Origin of the sequence: Rubinisphaera margarita (assembly GCF_022267515.1) — a bacterium.
GTDB lineage: Bacteria > Planctomycetota > Planctomycetia > Planctomycetales > Planctomycetaceae > Rubinisphaera > Rubinisphaera margarita.
The window spans coordinates 112,174-131,069 of the sequence record NZ_JAKFGB010000005.1 but is presented as its reverse complement, the minus strand read 5'-3'; the positions used below and the strand labels follow the sequence as shown (position 1 = coordinate 131,069).

The 18,896-nt window shown below is 58.9% G+C and carries 12 protein-coding genes; 4 read left to right on the top strand and 8 right to left on the bottom strand.

Annotated elements, in window-relative coordinates; genetic code table 11:
* Positions 1-256: 256 nt before the first annotated feature.
* A complete protein-coding gene (locus L1A08_RS01455) occupies positions 257-685 on the top strand; it encodes a hypothetical protein (protein WP_238753409.1) in 429 nt (142 codons plus the stop codon).
* Here the strand turns inward: L1A08_RS01455 and L1A08_RS01450 are convergent.
* Both L1A08_RS01450 and L1A08_RS01445 read right to left on the bottom strand, forming a co-directional pair.
* On the bottom strand, positions 657-1,628 hold the full coding sequence (locus L1A08_RS01450; protein ID WP_238753407.1) for an alpha/beta hydrolase: 972 nt from the start codon (positions 1,626-1,628) through the stop codon (positions 657-659). The genes L1A08_RS01455 and L1A08_RS01450 overlap by 29 nt on opposite strands.
* An 18-nt stretch (positions 1,629-1,646) precedes the next feature.
* Positions 1,647-2,645, bottom strand: a complete 999-nt coding sequence (locus tag L1A08_RS01445; protein WP_238753405.1) for an ABC transporter permease — start codon at positions 2,643-2,645, stop codon at positions 1,647-1,649.
* Between the two features lie 161 nt (positions 2,646-2,806).
* On the opposite strand from L1A08_RS01445, the gene L1A08_RS01440 reads away from it, so the two are divergent.
* The gene (locus L1A08_RS01440) at positions 2,807-4,249 is read left to right on the top strand and encodes a sedoheptulokinase (RefSeq protein ID WP_238753403.1); all 1,443 of its coding nucleotides are present in this window, start codon (positions 2,807-2,809) and stop codon (positions 4,247-4,249) included.
* Between the two features lie 28 nt (positions 4,250-4,277).
* On the opposite strand, the gene L1A08_RS01435 is transcribed toward L1A08_RS01440, so the two are convergent.
* The 3 genes from L1A08_RS01435 to L1A08_RS01425 all read right to left on the bottom strand — a co-directional run bounded on the left by L1A08_RS01435 (position 4,278) and on the right by L1A08_RS01425 (position 10,517).
* Positions 4,278-6,980 carry an O-antigen ligase family protein gene (locus L1A08_RS01435; RefSeq protein WP_238753401.1) on the bottom strand — a complete coding sequence of 901 codons (2,703 nt, stop codon included), beginning with the start codon at positions 6,978-6,980 and terminating at the stop codon, positions 4,278-4,280.
* Between the two features lie 48 nt (positions 6,981-7,028).
* On the bottom strand, positions 7,029-9,347 hold the full coding sequence (locus L1A08_RS01430) for a polysaccharide biosynthesis tyrosine autokinase (protein WP_238753399.1): 2,319 nt from the start codon (positions 9,345-9,347) through the stop codon (positions 7,029-7,031).
* 87 nt (positions 9,348-9,434) lie between these two features.
* The gene (locus L1A08_RS01425; RefSeq protein ID WP_238753397.1) at positions 9,435-10,517 is read right to left on the bottom strand and encodes a polysaccharide biosynthesis/export family protein; all 1,083 of its coding nucleotides are present in this window, start codon (positions 10,515-10,517) and stop codon (positions 9,435-9,437) included.
* A gap of 1,240 nt (positions 10,518-11,757) precedes the next feature.
* Between L1A08_RS01425 and L1A08_RS01420 the strand changes: the two genes are divergently transcribed.
* Both L1A08_RS01420 and L1A08_RS01415 read left to right on the top strand, forming a co-directional pair.
* The gene (locus L1A08_RS01420) at positions 11,758-12,687 is read left to right on the top strand and encodes a DUF1559 domain-containing protein (protein WP_238753395.1); all 930 of its coding nucleotides are present in this window, start codon (positions 11,758-11,760) and stop codon (positions 12,685-12,687) included.
* A gap of 17 nt (positions 12,688-12,704) precedes the next feature.
* Positions 12,705-14,297 carry a sulfatase family protein gene (locus tag L1A08_RS01415; protein WP_238753393.1) on the top strand — a complete coding sequence of 531 codons (1,593 nt, stop codon included), beginning with the start codon at positions 12,705-12,707 and terminating at the stop codon, positions 14,295-14,297.
* Positions 14,298-14,301: 4 nt separating this feature from the next.
* Here L1A08_RS01415 and L1A08_RS01410 read toward each other — a convergent pair whose 3' ends face one another.
* From L1A08_RS01410 to L1A08_RS01400, 3 genes are read right to left on the bottom strand one after another with little or no spacing between them, the layout of a single operon-like run.
* The gene (locus L1A08_RS01410; protein WP_238753391.1) at positions 14,302-15,264 is read right to left on the bottom strand and encodes a hypothetical protein; all 963 of its coding nucleotides are present in this window, start codon (positions 15,262-15,264) and stop codon (positions 14,302-14,304) included.
* A gap of 16 nt (positions 15,265-15,280) precedes the next feature.
* Complete coding sequence (locus L1A08_RS01405; RefSeq protein WP_238753389.1) at positions 15,281-17,422, bottom strand: 3-hydroxyacyl-CoA dehydrogenase NAD-binding domain-containing protein; 2,142 nt, start codon at positions 17,420-17,422, stop codon at positions 15,281-15,283.
* A 54-nt stretch (positions 17,423-17,476) separates the two neighbouring features.
* Entirely contained in the window at positions 17,477-18,799 is a 1,323-nt protein-coding gene (locus tag L1A08_RS01400; protein ID WP_238753387.1) for a thiolase family protein, read from the bottom strand.
* Positions 18,800-18,896: the final 97 nt, after the last annotated feature.

Sequence of the window (18,896 nt, the reverse complement as noted above, 5' to 3'; positions counted from 1 at the left end):
AGCGATTTCAGACGCACATTCCTCGAATGTTGCGTCTTTTTTTATGGGCATCCGCGGGGGCGGTCTGCGGGAATACAGGAAACGTCGGTAACCGGGGAGGACTCTGCGGCGCGCCCGTCGGCATTCCGTCAAAGTTGATTTTGACACAGATCGCCCAACCCGATACTCTCCCGCACGCCTCGCCGGTCCTCAGGACAAGAAGTCCCGTCGGGCCAAAGCTTCCAGCCGTGTCGTGAGTGAGTTCAAGGAGGAACTCGTGCAGCAGCCTCGCCGTCTATTTGTGCTCGATTCCCAGCGGGATACTGCGGAAGTGCTCCGCGCCGTTCTCGGCAAAGCCGGGACGGAAGTTCGGCCGGTCCAATCCTGGCAACAGATCGAGTATCACAATCCTCAGGAATCAGAAACGGTCGTTGTGATCAACGCCCGCGTCGCTGCCCATCGGGAAGAAGCGAATCCGGCGACCAGCCAGATTCCGCGCGTCGTTATTGGTGACGCCTCCGCAACCGGCAAAACTGCGAGCACTGGCGCGACTTCGCAAAATGAGCCCGAACCGGCGTCGCGTCTGCACCGACACTTAGACGAACTGTTCGAATACCGGGATCTCGTTCAGGCGATCGAATCGCTCTGGCCGACCAGCGGATCGTCGACGCCCGGACTCACCGGCTCCGAACATTCCGTAGCATAGAGTCCATCGCTCTCAGGTACTCCGTTTCGGCCAGTAGAAGCAGGTCGTTGTGATTCACACCCGGAAGTTCCACAAACGACTTCGCCACCCCATTCGCAGACTGTTCCGGGGCGGCTGCGAAGAGTCGCTCTCCCAACGGAAAAGGGACGATCTCGTCCCTGCGGCCGTGGATCATCGTGATCGGACAGTCGACCGATTCAATTCGCTTCTCGGAGGGATATCGATCCGCCAGCAGCAGACTGACCGGCAACAATGGGAAATGGAACTGCGCCGTCTCCGTCATTGAGCTGAATGTCGACTCCAGGAACAGTCCGCCGGGACTCACCCCGTCGCTGCAGAGCTCACTGGCCAGCGCGGTCGCCACGCCTCCGCCAAGAGATTCCCCCAATAGGATGATCCGCTCTGCGGGAACGCCCAGCTCGTCCGTCATATGGTTCCAGATCTTCCGGGCATCCGCCGTCAGCACTGCTTCACTGGGAGCCCCCGGGTTCTCGGCGTAGCCGCGATAGTCCACCAGAAAGACATCGGCCTGCAGACTACTGAGCAAACGCAAATGATCGGCTCGATAGCCGCGATGTCCCGCATTACCCGGAAAGAACAGAATTGCGGGCCGACCGGCTTCAAGCTCGAGCATCTGCTCGTCCCGATCGAGCGCCTGGTGGTCAGGGGGAAGCACATGCCAGCCGTGCAGCGTGATTCCGGGCGAGATCTCCACTTCGACATCCAGACAGCGACCGGGACGGAATCCCCAGTCGGCTGGATCGAGTGCCGCTGATTTTACCGGATGGTAGATCAACTTCCGCTGGACCATCGCCAGAAACACGAGACTGCCTCCCAGGAGCACGATCGCGAGAATCAGAAGGTTCCGCACCGAGGTTCTCGAGCGTGACTTCGCGGCGGAAACGGCTCCGTCGACTTTGATCTCCCCGGTGGTGTCAGTCATCCAGCATTCCGTGTTCTATCAGTCGTCTGACCGTGTCGAAGCCAGTGCCCGTGCGGCCTTGAGTCGTCGGCGCGCCGCCAGCCGCTTGATCAGTTCGTCAGCAATCACGCCCCCCAGGATCACCATTCCGATGATCGCGAACTCCAGCTGGGCGGGAATATCCGCCAGAATGATTGCATTGTACAGGACGCGCAGCAATGCCGCTCCGATGACGACCCCGATAATGCTCCCTTCTCCCCCCCGGAGACTGCAGCCTCCGAGCACAGCTGCGGCAATCGCGTAAAGTTCGTAGAAGTTGCCATGAGCGCTCGGCTGGACCGTATTCTGATCGAGCGCAAACAGCACGCCCCCCAGACCAGCCAGCGCGGAACAGGCGACATAGGAGAGAATGACCAGCCGATCGGTCGCGATACCACTGAAGCGAGCCGCCTGCTCATTTCGGCCCAGCGCCAGCAGATGCCTCCCCCAGACGGTCCGGTTGAGAAAGATCCAGCAAATGACGGCGAGCAGTGCGAACAGAATCGCCGGCACCGGAATATCGAAAGCTCCCGGCAACTCGATCTTTGCCCGGACGAACCACATCAGTCCGGGATAATCCGATCCGAAACGCTGGTTGCTGTCTTCGGCCACCCAGCGGGCCAGTCCCCGATACAACAGCAGGCCGCAAAGCGTCACGATAAATGGCTGGAGTCTTAGCTTGGTAATCAACAGACCATGCGCCAGTCCGATCGCAACGCTGAGGCCAGCCACCAGAGATATCGCAGCCGGGACCGACCATTCGTACTGAGTCAACAATAATGGCAGCAGCGAACCACACAAACCGATCACCGAGCCAATCGACAGGTCGATTCCGCCCGTCATGATAACCAGCGCTGCACCGAGGCTGATGATGCCGAACAAAGAGGTTCGGTGCAGCAGCTGCTCGATGTTGGTCGGCTTGAGAAACGCCGGGTTGTTCCACGCCGTCACCAGACAGACGAAGATCAACAGGCCCAGAATTCCGACGATTTTCTTCATTCAACGCGTTCCCGTTTCCGTTGCCGCATCAAGCGCACTGACAGCCCGGCCGCGACCGGCTGCCCCGATCGCGGTAATCCGTTACGCTACTGAGATTCCAGAAGGACGTCAAAGGTGCTGAACCTTTTCCCTCGCCTCTCTGTCCCCCATCGGCTACCGCTATGAACTGTCTGCTCGGACTCGACTTTGGCACCACATCCGTCTCGGCCGTCTCGATCTCACCCGATGGCGAACTGCTTGGCGTTCACAGCCGAAAGCACGACGCCTTTCTTCCGCACGAAGATCCTCTGGCCAGAATCCAGTCGCTGGATCGGCTTGCCGCCGTGGCGAAAGAGTGCCTGAAGAGCGTCCTCGCTGAAGCGAACGCCGAACCGCTGGCTCTCGGGTTGACCGGGCAGATGCATGGCTTCATCTGTCTCGACGCGGCCGGCCAAGCCGTTTCGGATCTGATCACCTGGCTCGACTTCAGAAGCCTGAGCTTGAAGTCGGCCGGGAACGAAGCCTGGAGCGCCGAACTGAAACGAAAACTGACCGAGGAAGTCAGAGAACGACTCGGGTGTGATCTGCATCCCGGATATGCCCTGCTGAACGTTTACGCCTTGCACAAAAGTGGACTCCTTCCCGGGGAGACGGCAGCCATTATCGACATCACCGGCTACTTCCGCAGCGTGCTGTCTTCGGAACCGACGGTCATCGATCCCACGTTTGCCGCTTCGTGGGGGATCTACAATGTCCGGGACGGCCGGGTCGATGAAGAGGTCATCGCGATCAGCGGGCTCGATCCGACACTGTTTCCAGCCTGCAGCGACGATCGCTCGGTTGCTCAGCATGTGACAGCGGAAGCCGCGAAGACGTGGTCGCTTCCTGAAGGACTGCCGGTCTACCTCGGAATTGGCGACAATCAGGCCGCTGCTCATGCGGCGATCGAGAATCCGGAAACGGATCTGCTCATCAACATCGGCACCGGCGGTCAGATCTGCTGGCCAACTCGGGAGTTTCTGCCTTCCAAATCGATCGAAGTGCGTCCTTTTCTCGACGGGTATTTGCTGAACGTCGGCGCGGGCGTGAGCGGAGGACGAGATTGGCAGACCTATGTTCGCAGCGTTCATGGCTGGCTGCGGGACCTCGGCTTCGAGATGGAGGAACACGAGTTACTCGAGCGACTAAAGGATGCAGCGACCGAGTGCGCAAAGCCAGGCCGTCGAGATGGGTTCCCCATTTTCGAACCCGTGTTCTCCGGCACCCGATCGGATCGACAAAGACGCGGGCATCTCAGCAATCTCACCGACCTGAATTTTAATCTGCGTGAAATGTCGTACGCGGCGGTTGTCGGCGTCCTGAATTGCGTCTGCGAACCATTCGATGAGGTCCCACATTCGCGGGGAAACCGAAAACGGATCGTGCTCACGGGGAACTTCTTCGAGCATTTCCCCTGGTTGTCTTCCCGCGTCGCTCACCGATATCGCTGCACGGTCGTCATGCCCGTCCATCCGGAGCAGGCGGCTGTCGGGGCGGCGATGCTGGCCGGTTCTGGTTTGAATCGGCAGTCGTCTATCCCCAGACGCTACAAGACACTTTCGGATCGGATTTGGGATACGCCGTAACCGCGGAGACGCGATAATCCTCAGGGCTTTAGCGAAGCATCCGAATGCCGCCGCTGGAGAAGCCGGTGGCTCGGAAGGACTGCTGCGACTGGCGGCAGGTTTTCATGAGATCCTGCAGTTTGGGATCGCCCGGAGTACGCGACAGGCAGTATTCCAGATGCCCCGTCGCGGCTGTGTACTCGCCATGCTTGGCCAGCCAGCGGGCAAAGGCGCTCCGCAGTTCCAGATCGCTTTCGACGTACGGCGTGGTAATCTCGATGAGCCGCGTGGTCGTGTTGACGACGCCGGCTGCATTCAGATAGGAGAACGTGGCGCTGATGGACGTTTTCTGCTCTTCAAGTGTCAGCTCAGGAAGTGTGCTGACTGTTTTCTCAGCAAGATAGATCGCCGCATCGGGAAAGTGATCCGATTCCTTGTCTTTGTACGCCCGGACGATTGCAGTCAATGCCGCGAGATCTGGCTCGAAAAGCGTGTCGAAATCGGCGGTCTTGATCGCAGGGCTCAGCAGGGCGATAATTCGCTTCTGACTCTTCTCGTTAGCTGAAAAGATCGGCTTCCAGTAATCGATCGCCTTGTCGACTTCTCCCTGATTCCAGGCGGTGAATCCCCGTGAGAAGGCAATTTCCGACGAATGAGGTTCGGCTCGTTCGCTTCGCGTGATGTAGTATTCCGAGAGGGCACTGTCCGGGTTCTCGATGAAGCAAAACTCCGAGAGTATCAACAGCGGTTGAGATCGCACCGGACACTCGCGAGCCGCACGTCCCGCAAAGTGGAGACAGGCTTTCATCAGCGGAAACCCACGCTGCAGGATGGCCGGATTCTGTAGCCAGGCCTGCAACTGTTCGGTCGACTCAAATCCCCCGGCATAGGCGGCTGCCCGAATCTGCGGTATCGGCATCGGGAACTGACCAGCGGCATCCTGCAGTTCAAAGACCCGACGCAGATTGGTCGCAATCCGGATGTTGTTGTCGATGTCTTCGGGGTGATACCGAAGTGCGTTCTTCAGTAGTCCAAGTCGAATTTTGAGCAGATGCAGTTCATCCTTCACATCGTCGAACTGCTTGGCTCGATTTGTGTATCGCATGTAATCGACGGTATATGGTTCTGCCTGAGCAGCCGGCCAGATCGCAAGTCCCCCTGCTCCGACAATCGCCAGTGCGCACAAGCCGCAAACGCCCGCCGAGAGGCCTCTCCACTGCAGTGGAACAGGTGTCGCTTCGACCTGCCGCGGAGCCGCGAAGACGTAAGCCAGATAAATGCCCAGCACGAGCATGTAAGCGGGTGCATACCAGGCGAAGTCGTAAACGCCCTGGACGAGGAACACGCAGAAACTGGCTCCCACGCCGGTCATCATTGCGATCTCAGCCGGTGATCTGCGTGCTCCGACGATTCGGGTCAACAGACGATGAATTACGAGGAGGATCCCGCAGCCTGCCAGCAGCCAGCCAACGACGCCCGTTTCAGTTCCAATCTGCAGATAACTGTTTTCGGCATGCGTGTAGACGTGCTCGGGAAGTTCCGAAGCGTGATAAGCCGGAATGACGTGCTTGTGTGTTCCCAGTCCGGTTCCAAACCAGCGAAACTCTTGCTGAGCCGCGAGATTGGCGTTCCAGACGAAGCTGCGAGCATCGCCTGTATCCAGATCGGTCAGATTCGACGTCACCAGTTCCTGAGCATTGCGTTCGAGGATCTTCTCGCCTACCACCGACATTCCGCCCAGTGCGAGCACCCCGGCGACTGCGATGGCGATCGGTGTCCGGCCATCAGCCAGTCCGCGGAAGATGATCAATGGGAGCGACACACCGAGAGCCGTGGCAGCCAGCAGCAGTCCGCCGCGAGAACCGGTCAGCACGATCCCGACCAGCAACGCGAATGTGGCAAGTGCACCGACAATCAGACGGGCCGTCGGACCATTGTCCATGCGATCTCGTGAGGAGCGGCGTTCCCCGCTGCGCGAGATGGCCCACGCCAGCAACGGTCCCAGCGACAAAGCCAGAAAACCGGCGAAGTGATTCGAGTTTGTGAACGATCCTTTAGCGACCGCAGCCGTGTTCGTGTAAGGGTGTTCGAAAACCCAGAAGAACTTCCCATTGCTTAACAGATACTGAGCCGATCCGAAGACAGCGAAAACAGCCGTGCCGAATCCCACCGCCAGCACCACCTTTTTCCCGTGCTGACGATCCCGAAACCGTTGAATCAGGAGCAGAAACAGCACGAGTACGCAGGCGATCGGAGCAAGCGTCAGTCGCGTTTCCGACGGTGCGAGCGAGATCCGATCCCAGGTCGTCAACGGCGAGTCGATCTCGGCTCCGAGTTCCGCATCGGGAGTGAGAAACGTCGAGATGGCCGGGGATGCCGTTTCGAGCATCTCCGGCGACATCGGCATCAACTGAAAGAGGCCGAGTGCGACCGCGCACACCAGCAGAAGCTCGAATCCACTCCAGATCCAGGGAGCCGACCGCGTCAGCATCCGATGTCCGCACCACAGTAGCGCCGTAATGCCGGTCGCCACCACGAGAACGAGGCTGCCGATCGGAGTTCGCCCACCGAAGACAAGCACGACCGCCAGCAGGCCCGCGTACAGCGACACATCTGCCAGCTTAAGCAGCGGCGACTGAGGCTCCACGTAGTCGACGGTTCCGGTCGACCGTCCGCTACTGCCCTGCCGTCGCCCAGAGTGTGAGGAAGACCGTCGCCGCGATCGACTGGAATAGGTCGGATTAAAGGCCACGGTTCAGATTCCTTTCCACGGCACCTTCGTCATGCCAGCTGTTGATGATCACGCCGCAAACCGGTCCGAGTTCTCATCGCGCGAGAACCGCTTCCGGGGTCGCGGAATGTGCTCGGCGGCCATTGGAGCCGGTTCGCCATCCGACTCGTTCTCATCGTGTCCGTAACCGTATCCGTAGCCATAGCCGTAACCATAGCCGTACTCGCCACTGGCATTCGACAGCCGGTTAACGACGACCCCGATCAGATTGGCGCCCAGAACGGTTACTGATTCGGCAGCTCGAATAATCATTCGTCGTTTGTTGCGGTCCGGTCGAACCGTGAGGATGACGCCATCGACCAGACGCCCGATGATTGCCGGATCGGTCACCGCCAGCGAAGGCGGAGCATCGATGAGGATCTGGTCGTACTCGGCTTCGGCCCAGGCAATCAGCTCCGGGAACCGATCGCTCGTCAAGAGTTCCACAGGGTTGATCGGACGGGGTCCGGCGGGAATCACATGCAGGTTCTCGTGGGCGGTCCGCACCAGATTCGCCTCGGCCGACTCTGCAATCGGAGCCGTGTCGCGGAGAATCGTCGAGAGACCATTCTGCCCTTTGAGATTAAACAGCTTGGTCAATCCGGGGCGACGCATATCGCCATCGATCAGCAATGTCTTCTTGCCGGCCTGAGCGAACGCCACGCCGGTATTCGACATCACGGTCGTCTTTCCGTCGCTTGGCTCGGTACTCGTGATGCTGATCCGCTGATGCTGTTCGCAGGCGAATTCGATCGCTGTTCGCAGTGTCCGGAACGCTTCGGTTTCCACACTGTTCGGTTTGGTGTAGGTGTAAATCGATTCAATGCCATGGCTGTGTGGCAGCGGCGGCATATCGCGAATCATCGCCATCACCGGGGCTCCGATCTCGCGTCGGATATCGTCCGGAGAATGGAACCGGTCATCGAGTAGGTCGAACAGCACGACCGACGCAGCCCCCAGGAAGAGTCCCAGGAACATGCTGATCATGAGCGTCGAAACGAGCTTCGGAGAAACCGGATTGGAGTTCGGTTCGGCGTGCTTGGTGATGCGGGTTCGCAGACTTGCCTGCTGGTTGAGATCGAGGGCGTTGATTCGCTCCCGGTACATGTCATAGTCCACCTGCAGACGAGCCAGGTCCCGTTCGGCATGCTGCAGCAGCATGATTCGATTGTTCATCTGCGAAGCAACCTGCTTCTCCTGAGTGAACCGGGCATAGATCTCGTTCTCATGATTGACCGCGTGCAGATAACGCTGTTGAGCGACTTCGAGCAGTTTCGGCCCGAGATCCTTGTTGAGCATTGCCGCATCGCGAACAGCCTGAGAACTCCGTCCCGCCATCCATTCCTTCGACGCCTTGATTCGCTGTTGCAGTTCGAGGACTTCGGGGTGATTCGGTCCGAGCTTTCCGGCGAGCTTGTCGTTCAGCTTGGCCTGGTCTTCGATCAACTGCTGCTGCAGTCGGGCGTATGTCAGCGCGTCGGAGTTGTCCACCCCCACGCTGCGTTTCATCATTTCATTGGCGAGGGATTCGTTCGCCTGATTCATCAGTTGCTGCAGGCTCTGCCCGGTCCGGACGGCCTGCTCCACAGATGCATAGAACGCACGCGCTTCAATCGTTTCCCGCTGAGCGGCGGCCAGCGCGCGGTTCATTTCAATCACACGCTCGTTGACAACGCTCATGACATTGTCGCCAGTCCCCAGCAGGGAGTCCGACTCGGACTGGAGCCGCAGCAATTCGCCCTGCTTGAGCGCGATCTGTCGTTCGACTTCATCCTTCTGCTTGCTGAGCAGAGCCAGCGTCTCGCGGGACGTGTTCTGATGCATGTCCTGCATGAACGCGAAGTAGGCATTCAGAATTTCGGTCACGATGGCGACGGCTGCTTTGGGAGACTCCGCCTTGTAGGAAACCTGAAGCAGGTTAGTCTGACGAGTCGACTTCACCGACAGGTTTCCGCGCAGCTTGTTAATCGCTTCCCGCTTGGTCATGCCGATAAAGTCGGCTCGATATTCGTCAGGCAATCGCAACAACGCGCCTTTCAGAACTTCGTCGCTCGCCAGAACCTTGGTGTAGGTTGGCAGCTGATCCTGCAGCATCTTCTGACTCTGCTGGGTCTGATCGATATTGCCTTCTCCAGTGTGGAGAATGAGCAGCTCGGCACTCGATTCATAGAGTCGCGTCGCCATGGCGAAATATGTAATTCCCAGACTCGTCGTCAGCAACAGCCACGAGAGCACCGTCCACTTGCGACGAATCAGCGACTGCGCGAAGCGAATGACGCTCTGCAGCGGATTGTGCGCATCGTGGGTTTGGGGAATCTGAATCGAGTCCTGACTCTCAGGCGTTAACATTTTGCAATCCCTGCATGGGCGTCGAGTCGTTCGTTGTTCACAGAGTAAACATGCCCTGAGGCAAGTTGCTGCTGAAGTCCAGTGGTCCTAGAAGACCCGTCCGCTGATACCGAAGCCGATCAGACGGACAGCCTCGTACAAGGCCGTCGTCGGCGTCTGCTCGACACTCACGATATCTCCTGGAGCGAGTCGCAAATCGGCGCGACCGTTCCGCTTGGCTTTCCGTAAACTGGCTTCGATGAGAGTCGGCTCTTCGGAACCGGGAGTGTTTCGAATAATGTAGACCTTGTCGGCCAGTGGATTGTCCGTTCCCGACGCCAGCGAGACGGCATCGAGCAGACGAAGGTCTTCAGAGATCGGGAACTCATATCGGTTCGGCTTCTTGACCAGTCCGAGCACGTGAATTGGTTTCGGATCGCGCCGTTCGACCATCACAATCCCACCGTCGTTCAGCCGGAGAGTCTCAGGACGCTCTGTCGCCGCCGAGGCCAGATTCACCCGAACCGTCTGCATGCCGATCGGCTGAACCACCTTCGATTCGTTGGACACCGTCTGAACACCAGACTCGGGATCGAGCTCCGCGATCAGAGGAGCTGACGAACCGTCACTCTCGCCACGGTAGCCCGGATGACGCACCTGGACGAAAACGCCGGCGTCTTTGGAAAGGCCGCCTGCGGCCACAATTGCCTGAAGGACATCGGACTGGCCGGCTCGCAGTTCGTAAGTGGCTGGTTCTTCAACGGCCCCAAGCACGGTGATCCGGTGCAGTTTGGGTCGCTTCATTGTCACAGTCACGTGGGGAGCCCGATACAGTCCTTTGTCGACGCAAACCCCCGCGATGATGGCTTCGGATTCCTCAAGATTCATCCCGGCCAGCTCGACGTTACCGATCATTGGCAGCTGAGCTGCTCCGTCGTCGGTCACGCGAACCGGAAATGTTGTCGTATCGGTGGCAGCCAGACCGGCTGAAATGCTGACTTCAATCACGTCGCCGGCTCCGATCAGATCCTGCGTCGTCGTCGCGGTGGCGAGCTTCGTGAGGTCGATCGTTTGAGCGTTCTCGAGTGGCGGAGCCATCAGATGCGGCGGGAGCTTCTCCGCCTGATAGTGTTTCGTGGTCGAGCATCCCGTGAGCGCGGTCGCGCCAACAAGGAGAATAAGAAGCCACACTCCGCGGGAAGGCAGGTTTCCGTCCCGCGATGGCTCATCAGAGGATGGACCGAGCGCAGACCGGGAACTGGTGGATTGCGGAGAGCTCGTTCTGGCACCAGTAGTTGCAACAGGCGTATCCATACGAGTTAAACATCTTTATGCGAGAGGGGATCGATGGAGGGGAGGCCTCCGATCACGACGCAAAGTGACGCGACGCAACACAGGACCGATTTACAGGATGAGATGCATGCCAAGTACAACCCTTCCATGGGTTTTTGTTGACAGTCAATAGATTGACGAAGACGCCCGGGAGCCGGAAATCGGGCGGAAGGTAGCCTCAGTGGTCCAGAAGAGTCAATATCAAGTCGGTCCGCCCTTTTGAGGCCCTCCCAGCAAGGCGTTTCGCACCCGGTTCGCGAAGGCCCTCCACCCCCCGGACAGCCGTTTGCGATGCCCACAGAGAGATATGAACATTCAGCCATCACCCAGGTCGATTCGTGAAGAACGTGTTCAGCAGGCCGTTTTTTCCTGACATTTCGGCGCTTCGATGCGTAGAATCCTGTGGTAAGGTCGAACTTCACGAGCTCCGGTGTGCACACCTGAATAGATCGTAGCGGGCGAAGTTGTCCACGAGGACCTCCGGCTCGACGATCTTCTGTACACAGTAGAATCCCCTACACCGTCAATGATCCGCCATCTGCTACATCTTGTAATTCTTGCAGCCTACCTGACCGGCGGGGTCATTCTTCCTCATGCGCACTATCATCCGCAGGGTGAATGTTGCCATGTCGATCAGGCGGGAACCTCAGATTCTCAGGTTGAGCATACGCATTGCCACGATGGTCATGCTCATACTCATGCGGTCGCCGAAACCAGCTCGAACGAACAAAGCGAGCAGGAGAGGCCGACCCCGCAACCGTGTCCCGAGGAATCGGACTGCCCGGTCTGCGAATTACTGTCCATGGCACAGGCCCCGGCTGAAATTGCAGCCGTCGTTGACTTGGATACCACGCTTGATGCTGTCCGCCCGGCTGAGAGTCGGGCTTCTCGGACCGCCGATCGCAACTGGCCCCTCCTCCGTGGGCCACCTGTCTGCTGCTAAACCCCCCAGTCTCCAGTGACTGCAGCCTAATTCCGGAAACAGCGAATGTTGCCGGCGGGCTGATGCACAGACCCTGCTTCCGTATCGTCGCCTCCGGCAGACGCCGCGTCGATACGCTTCTATTATTGCGATCAACTTGTCCGAGGATTTTCATTCATGACGTCTTTCCCTTTATCGCTCCGTATCCGCCGCACCGGTTTTACGCTTATCGAACTGCTTGTCGTTATCGCAATCATTGCCATCCTGGTGGCTCTGCTGCTTCCGGCCGTTCAGCAGGCTCGAGAAGCCGCTCGTCGTTCGAGCTGTAAAAACAACCTGAAGCAGATTGGACTGGCCCTGCACAACTATCACGATGTTCACACCACCCTGCCTCCGGGCTGGATCTCTGTCGACGGCACGGCCCATTCCGCCCACGATGGCGTCAGCGGAGCCGGCTGGGGCACCATGATTCTCCCGTACCTCGAACAGCCGGCCATTTACGATCTGTTCAATGCGAACATCAGCATCGCCGATCCTGCTAACGACGACTTCCGTTTGAACAACATCAACGTGTTCGAATGTCCCTCGGATCCGAAGCCGCCTCGCTTTGAGATTGAAGAAGAAGGGTCCCCGGGAACCGTGATCGCTGAGCTTCCGATCGCCAACTACGTTGGTGTCTTCGGTACCGAAGAGCTGCATGGCTGTGAGAATGCTCCGGGCACGGCTCCGGTTTCGACCTCCGGCCAGTGCAACGGCGACGGAACCTTTTACCACAACAGCAAGGTTCGTTTTCGGGATTTGACCGATGGCCTGAGCAATACGATGGTCGTCGGCGAACGCCGCACCAACGAAGCTCTCGACTGGTACTCGACCTGGGTCGGTATGGTGCCGGAAGGGGAAGAAGCCTTCCAGCGCGTTCTGGGTGCGATGGACCACGTGCCGAACGATCCGACCGCTCACTTCGACGACTTCAGCAGCCCGCACCAGGGGGGAGCTCAGTTCGTGTTGGGTGACGGACACGTCCGCTTTATTTCCGAGAACATCGATGTCCGCCTTTACCAGGCACTCGGCACGATTCAGGGTGGCGAAGTGATCGGCGAGTTCTAAGAACGCCCCACCACCACTTGAGTTCAGAATCCCTCTCCCTGGCGATTGCCGGAGAGGGATTTCTTTTTGCGCGAACCGGTTCGATTGTTCCTCGCATTGCCGGCGTGCTACGGTATCGATCAGCCATCTGTCCCCGTGCGTTCCGAGGAGTTTGTCATGCTGAAACCGGTCCTGCTCGCCTGCTGACGGTTCTGATTCCATCCACGCTTCTCCCGGCTGCTGAGAAAACCGATCGGCCGAATGTCATCATCATCTACGCCGATGACCTGGGCCTGGGCGATCTGGCCTGTTACGGAAACGAACGATTTCAGACACCCTACATCGACCGCATGGCCCGCGAAGGGGTTCGCTTCACCGACTTCTCCTCGAGCTGCCCGTATTGTGCGCCATCGAGAGCGTCGCTGCTGACGGGGCGGTATCCGTTTCGGAACAACATGATGCTCGGCAATCCCGTGCCCGCAGCCGACTATGGACTGCAACAGGCTCGGAAGCCGAATCCTGCTCTGGATCAACTCGGGTTACCCCAGGATGAACTGACGCTCGGCGAGCTGTTTCAACAGCAGGGCTACGCCACAATGGCCATCGGCAAATGGCATCTCGGCCACCAGCCCCAGTTTCACCCGACGAAGCATGGCTTCGATGATTACCTGGGGATTCTCTACAGCAACGACATGCACCCGGTGCAGCTGTGGAAGAACGACGACATCGTCGAATACCCCGTTGTGCAGGCGACATTGACGAAACGATACACCGAGGCAGCTGTCGCCTTCATCGAGAAGAACAAACAGCAACCGTTCTTTCTGTACCTTCCCCATGCGATGCCACATAAGCCGCTCGCCTGCTCGGAAGACTTCTATTCCCGTCAGCCGTCTGGCCCGAGTCCCGATCTGTACCGCGATGTGATTGCCGAGCTCGACTGGAGCGTGGGGCATCTGATCGAATGCCTGCAACAACTGAAAATTGACGAGTCGACTCTGGTTGTCTTCACCAGCGACAATGGCCCCTGGTTTGGGGGATCAACCGCCGGACTGCGCGGCATGAAGAGCAGAACCTGGGAAGGCGGCTTGCGAGTGCCGGCCATCATCCGCTGGCCAGGGACGATTCCCGCTGGTCAGATCATCGACGAGCCGACCATCATCATGGATGTCTTCTCAACGGTTCTTGCCGCAGCGAACATCCCGGCTCCCGATGACCGGGTCATCGACGGCTTCGATCTCCTCCCGGCAATGACGGGGGAGGCAGCCGTTCCCGAGCGATTGCTCTTTTCGTTTCAGGGGAACGTGAAGTCGGTGCGTCAGGGCGACTGGAAGTATCATCAGCAGATGCCCCCTGCTCTGAATTTCCCAGACGACTGGATCGATCCCCGCCGTCCGAACGGTGTCACCCTACTCGCGCCTGATGAGCAATACGGCCCTGCTGCCCATCCCGGCGTTGTCACCGGAGATCACGGTGCGAGACCGGGCCTGTTCAATCTCAAGCAGGATCCGACCGAGCAGAACAACGTCGCCGACGCGCATGCCGAGATCTTCCAGCGACTTGCCAAATACCGAGAGGCCATCGAGCAGCAAACGGGCCGACCGCCCGGGCAGGGAAAGTTGATCGTCCCCTGATCGGCTATCGCTCTCGCAGAGCACGTTCCAGCTCGCAGCGTCCCATCGTCCAGCGACCGTTGATATCCTGCAGGGGTCGCTCGCGAATCGTGCGGTCACTCGTGCGATAGCGCATCGAATCAATGCTGAGCGGACCGAAATAACTCCGCTCAGCCGCACGCTTCGCACAGGCTTCGGTCGTCGTTCGCGAGACTGCCCACTCCGACTTCAAGTCAGGCGAACCTTCGAAGTCGACGTGCTGATTGCTCTGATATCGACCGCAGTCGTCGCACTGCAGACGGGTTGCCCCCAGGAAGCGTACAACGCCGTCGGGGGCGATCTCGTAGTGGAAGCTCATTTCCTCGAGGCGATCGAACCACGGCTCGAAGTACACACGACCGGATCCTGTAAGCCGACGCTGCAGCCAGCCCTGGTCGATAAGTTGCAGATTCGTTCCCCGTCCGAGAATCCGCTCGCGACCTGACATGCCGAATTCGGCTTTGATCACCCAGGCAGCCTCGGCGTCGAACGATGTGAGATGCTCCTCCAGTTCCGCGATCGAACCAATCCGCCGACAGCCTGGCGGAGCAACTTCGAACGTCTGCTCCAGTTCGAAGGAAGTTCCCCGGGCATTCAACCAGCGAACGGCATCGAGCGATGGCGGCGAGCAGGACAGCCCCAGTGATTCTGCCCGTAAAACCATTCCTTCCGTCCATCCCCACGGAATGAAGTCTTCGAATTCGTCGGCGAGCATTCGCGGTTGAGAGAGTAACTGAAGCTCGCCGCACCACTCAAGAAGGGTTGTTTGCTCAATCTCATTGAGCAGATTCCACCCCGGCACGAAGAGAGCATCACCGGACGACATCAGCGACGTCAGTCGGCCCGCCCAGAGAGCGTTGATCCGCTGCAGCTTTCGGGAGAGTTGAAAGCGACTTCCTTCGGCGAGCTCGTGCTCGAACTCAAAGTTACCGTGAAAAACTCGGGGCATCAGTGCACGTCGCTCTTCAGGACTCGAGAGATCGGAGCGACGGAGACGGTTCGAAACGCGGCCCGTATACCTGAGCCATCGCCTTCAGCGTTTTGATCAGGTCCTCGCGGGGAAACTCAGCCGCATACCGGAGTGGACCACCCCGGAACGGGGCAAAGCCGGTGCCGAGCACCATGGCCAGATCGATCATCCAGGCTTCCTCCACAACGTTCTCATCCAGACAGCGGCCGGCTTCGTTAACCATCGCCATGACGAGTCGCTGCTGGATCGGGGTCAGTTGCCCATCCAGTGGCGTCTCTGGAGCCACGGAAATGTCGATCTCAATCCCTTCGACAAGCGGATGTAGTCCGACAGCTTCGGTTCGCTTCCCATGGACGTAGTTGTAAAACCCGGCTTCAGTTTTTCGTCCGAGGCGTTTCGCATCGACCATTCGCTGCAGCACCAGTGCGGTGATCGAGTCCTCGCCGAAAACGACCGACATCGACGAAGCGACATGAGCGGCCACATCGATCCCTACCTGGTCCATCAACTCCAGCGGGCCCATGGGCATTCCGAAGCGCTTCATCTGTTGATCGATCCCGGCCAGATCGCTGCTTGACGAGGTGAACTCCAGAGCAATCTTGACCGCCTCGTCCAGGTACGGCATCAACACCCGGTTCACGACGAAGCCCGGAGAATCCCGCGTCAGAATGGGCGTCTTGCCCAGCTTGCGAGAGAGTGCCAGCAGTCGCCCCGTCGTCTCCGGGCTGGTTGTGCTCCCTTGAACGACTTCGATGAGGTCCATTCGATGCACAGGATTGAAGAAGTGCAGACCGCCCACGCGTTCGCCAGCCGGAACGTCCGCGAAGATTTCATCCACTGACAGAGCTGAAGTATTCGTCGCCAGAACCGTCTCAACAGGAACCATGGCCGCCAGTTCCTGGAAGATCGACTGCTTCAGGCTTAGCGATTCCGGCACGGCTTCGATGACCACATCTCCCTGTCTGCACGGCTCCCATTGGGTCGTGAGCGTCAGTCGGCCGAGATGCGTGTCCGCTTCGGATTGAGTCAGACTCTTCCGATCGACCAGCGTGTCGTAGATCTTACTGACCCGCTGCTGAGCCGCCTCGACAGCTTCGTCGTTGATCTCCTTAACGACCACATGCAGCCCGTTCTTGATCCCGATCTGAGCGATGCCGGCTCCCATCGTCCCTCCGCCGAGCACAACCAGTGTGCGCGGAGACTGCTCGCGAACCGACTCTGAGACGTCCCACGTCTCCAGCGAGCGGGCCCGCTCTCGCAGCAGAAACAGCCGCACCAGATTGCGGCAGGTCGGACTCAACAGGAGTTGTCCGATCGCTTCCTGTTCGTAGCGATAGCCGGCGTCTCCTCTCTCGTACGATTTCCTGATGGCCGTCAACGCTTTCTCAAGTGCGGGATAGTGCTCCTTCTGCCGGCCAATTTTCTTGCCGGTTCGAGCGATGACCATGTCCCGGCCGAAATTCGTACGGTCGAGCACCCAGTTCAACCAGGTCCGTTTCCGTTCCGCCCGGATCTCGCCCCCCGACTTCACACACTTCAAAACGGCGTCCTCGACCTGATCCGGCGTCACAGCCTGATCGACGAGTCCGATATTCTCGGCTTTTTCCGCAGTGAGCTTCTTGGCCTGGAGAATCAGCGAGATCGTCTGCAGGATGCCCACCAGGCCGGGGAGTCTCTGCGTGCCGCCCCAGCCGGGGAGAATACCGAGTTCAATCTCCGGCAGACCGAGCCGCGTCGACGAACTGATCACCGCAATGCGGCGGTCACAGGCCAGCGCCATTTCGAGCCCACCCCCCAGGCACGGTCCCTGAATCACTGCGACCGTCAATGGCTTCAGAGCCGCGATACGTTTGAAGATTGTCTGCCCCCGCTCCGAGACCTGCTCGGCTTCCGCGGCGGTCTGGATATCGAGAAACTCGTGGATATCCGCCCCGGCGAAGAAGCTGTTCTCCTTCCGGCTGCGAAACACGATGGCTTGGGCCTCGGGGTGCGACTCCAGTTCATCCAGCACTCTGTCGAGTTCAGACATGACGTCGTTCGAAAAAACATTCTGCGACTGTCCCTGCACGTCGATCCAGACCGTCAGACTGTTTTCTGCGCTCTGCTCGACATCCCAATGCGTCCACTGACCGGTCATGTGCTTCTCCAGACGTTCGCGTTAGAGCTATTCAGTCCACTGCAGTTCACTGGATCAGGCTCGTTCCAGCCACATCGCCGCTCCCTGTCCGCCGCCAACACACAGACTCGCCAGACCGGTTTGCAGATCGCGATCCTTCAAGGCCCGAAGCAATGTCAGAATCAATCGAGCGCCGGTCGCTCCCACGGGATGCCCGATGGCAATCGCCCCACCATTTACATTGAGGCGATTCAACGGCAGTTCGCCAATCGGCTCCTCTCGGCCCAGCACCGTGCGGCAATATTCGGCTGACTTCATTGCTTCCACACAGGCCAGCACCTGCACAGCGAATGCTTCATTCATCTCCACGAGTTCAAAGTCGTCCAGCTTCTTCGAGGTGCCGCGAAGCAGCTTGTGAATCGCGAAGACTGGTCCGAGTCCCATCCGTTTCGGATCCAGCCCCGCCAGCGAATAGGCATGCAGATAGCCGAGCGGAGTCAGTCCTCTGCGATTCGCCTCGTCCGCCGACATCACGACCAGTCCCACGGCTCCGTCGGTAATCGGGCAGCTGTTGCCGACAGTGACCGTCCCGTTCGGCTTGCGGAAGACCGGCTTGAGCTTGCCGAGCGACTCCATCGACTGACTCTTCCTCGGCCCCAGATCTTCCTGCAGAGGCGCAGAACCGGTCAGATGACCTGACATAAGGAGAATTTCGTCCTTGTAGAAGCCCTTCTCTTGTGCCTGAAGGCACCTGCGGTGACTCTCCAGAGCAAATTCATCCTGCCGGGTTCGAGGAATATGAAAATCATCGGCGAGCACTTCGGCGGTCTCTCCCATGTTCAGTCCGCACACCGGGTCCGTCAACCCGAGTTGAATCTGCGGGACCGGTTTGAACATGGCGGGTCGGACCTGACTGAGCAGGCTCAGCTTGTCGGACCAGGACTTCGCCCGCTGGAACTGCATGAACCAGGCTTTGGCCCCTTCGTTATACAGAAAGGGAATCTGCGACATCGACTCGGTCCCGCCGGCGACGAGCACCTGGGCTCTCCCCTCACGAATAATCTGCGACGCTTCGATCACCGATTCCATGCCCGAAGCACAGTTGCGGTTCACGGTGTGAGCAATGCGGTCTTCAGGGATTCCGCAGCGAAGGGCAATGACTCGCGCCACGTTCGCGGCATTGCTCTGGCCAGATACTGAGCCCATCACCAGTTCGTCGACTTCCGCGGGCGGGAGCGAGATGTTCTCCAGAGCCGCTTTCACGGCCAGTTGGCCCAGTTGATCGGCCGGGAAGTTGGCCAAAGCTCCATGAGCTTTGACGAACGGCGTTCGCATTCCCGAGACAATTGCCAGCGGAGGATCGAGCTGGATACAGTCGGCTCGCGTCGAATCGTTCACGGCTTCACCTCGGGTCAATCACTGGTGTCGGAAGAAAGGTGTCTGCTCGATTGAGCAACTCCTATTATAGCAGTCTCATTGAGCGATACCATATGCG

Bases quoted from the DNA above. Each gene is read 5' to 3' on its own strand.
- L1A08_RS01405 (WP_238753389.1), bottom strand. From the start codon at position 17,422: ATGACCGGTCAGTGGACGCATTGGGATGTCGAGCAGAGCGCAGAAAAC.
- L1A08_RS01420 (WP_238753395.1), top strand. From the start codon at position 11,758: ATGACGTCTTTCCCTTTATCGCTCCGTATCCGCCGCACCGGTTTTACG.
- L1A08_RS01430 (WP_238753399.1), bottom strand. From the start codon at position 9,347: ATGTTAACGCCTGAGAGTCAGGACTCGATTCAGATTCCCCAAACCCAC.
- L1A08_RS01450 (WP_238753407.1), bottom strand. From the start codon at position 1,628: ATGACTGACACCACCGGGGAGATCAAAGTCGACGGAGCCGTTTCCGCC.
- L1A08_RS01440 (WP_238753403.1), top strand. From the start codon at position 2,807: ATGAACTGTCTGCTCGGACTCGACTTTGGCACCACATCCGTCTCGGCC.
- L1A08_RS01410 (WP_238753391.1), bottom strand. From the start codon at position 15,264: ATGCCCCGAGTTTTTCACGGTAACTTTGAGTTCGAGCACGAGCTCGCC.
- L1A08_RS01445 (WP_238753405.1), bottom strand. From the start codon at position 2,645: ATGAAGAAAATCGTCGGAATTCTGGGCCTGTTGATCTTCGTCTGTCTG.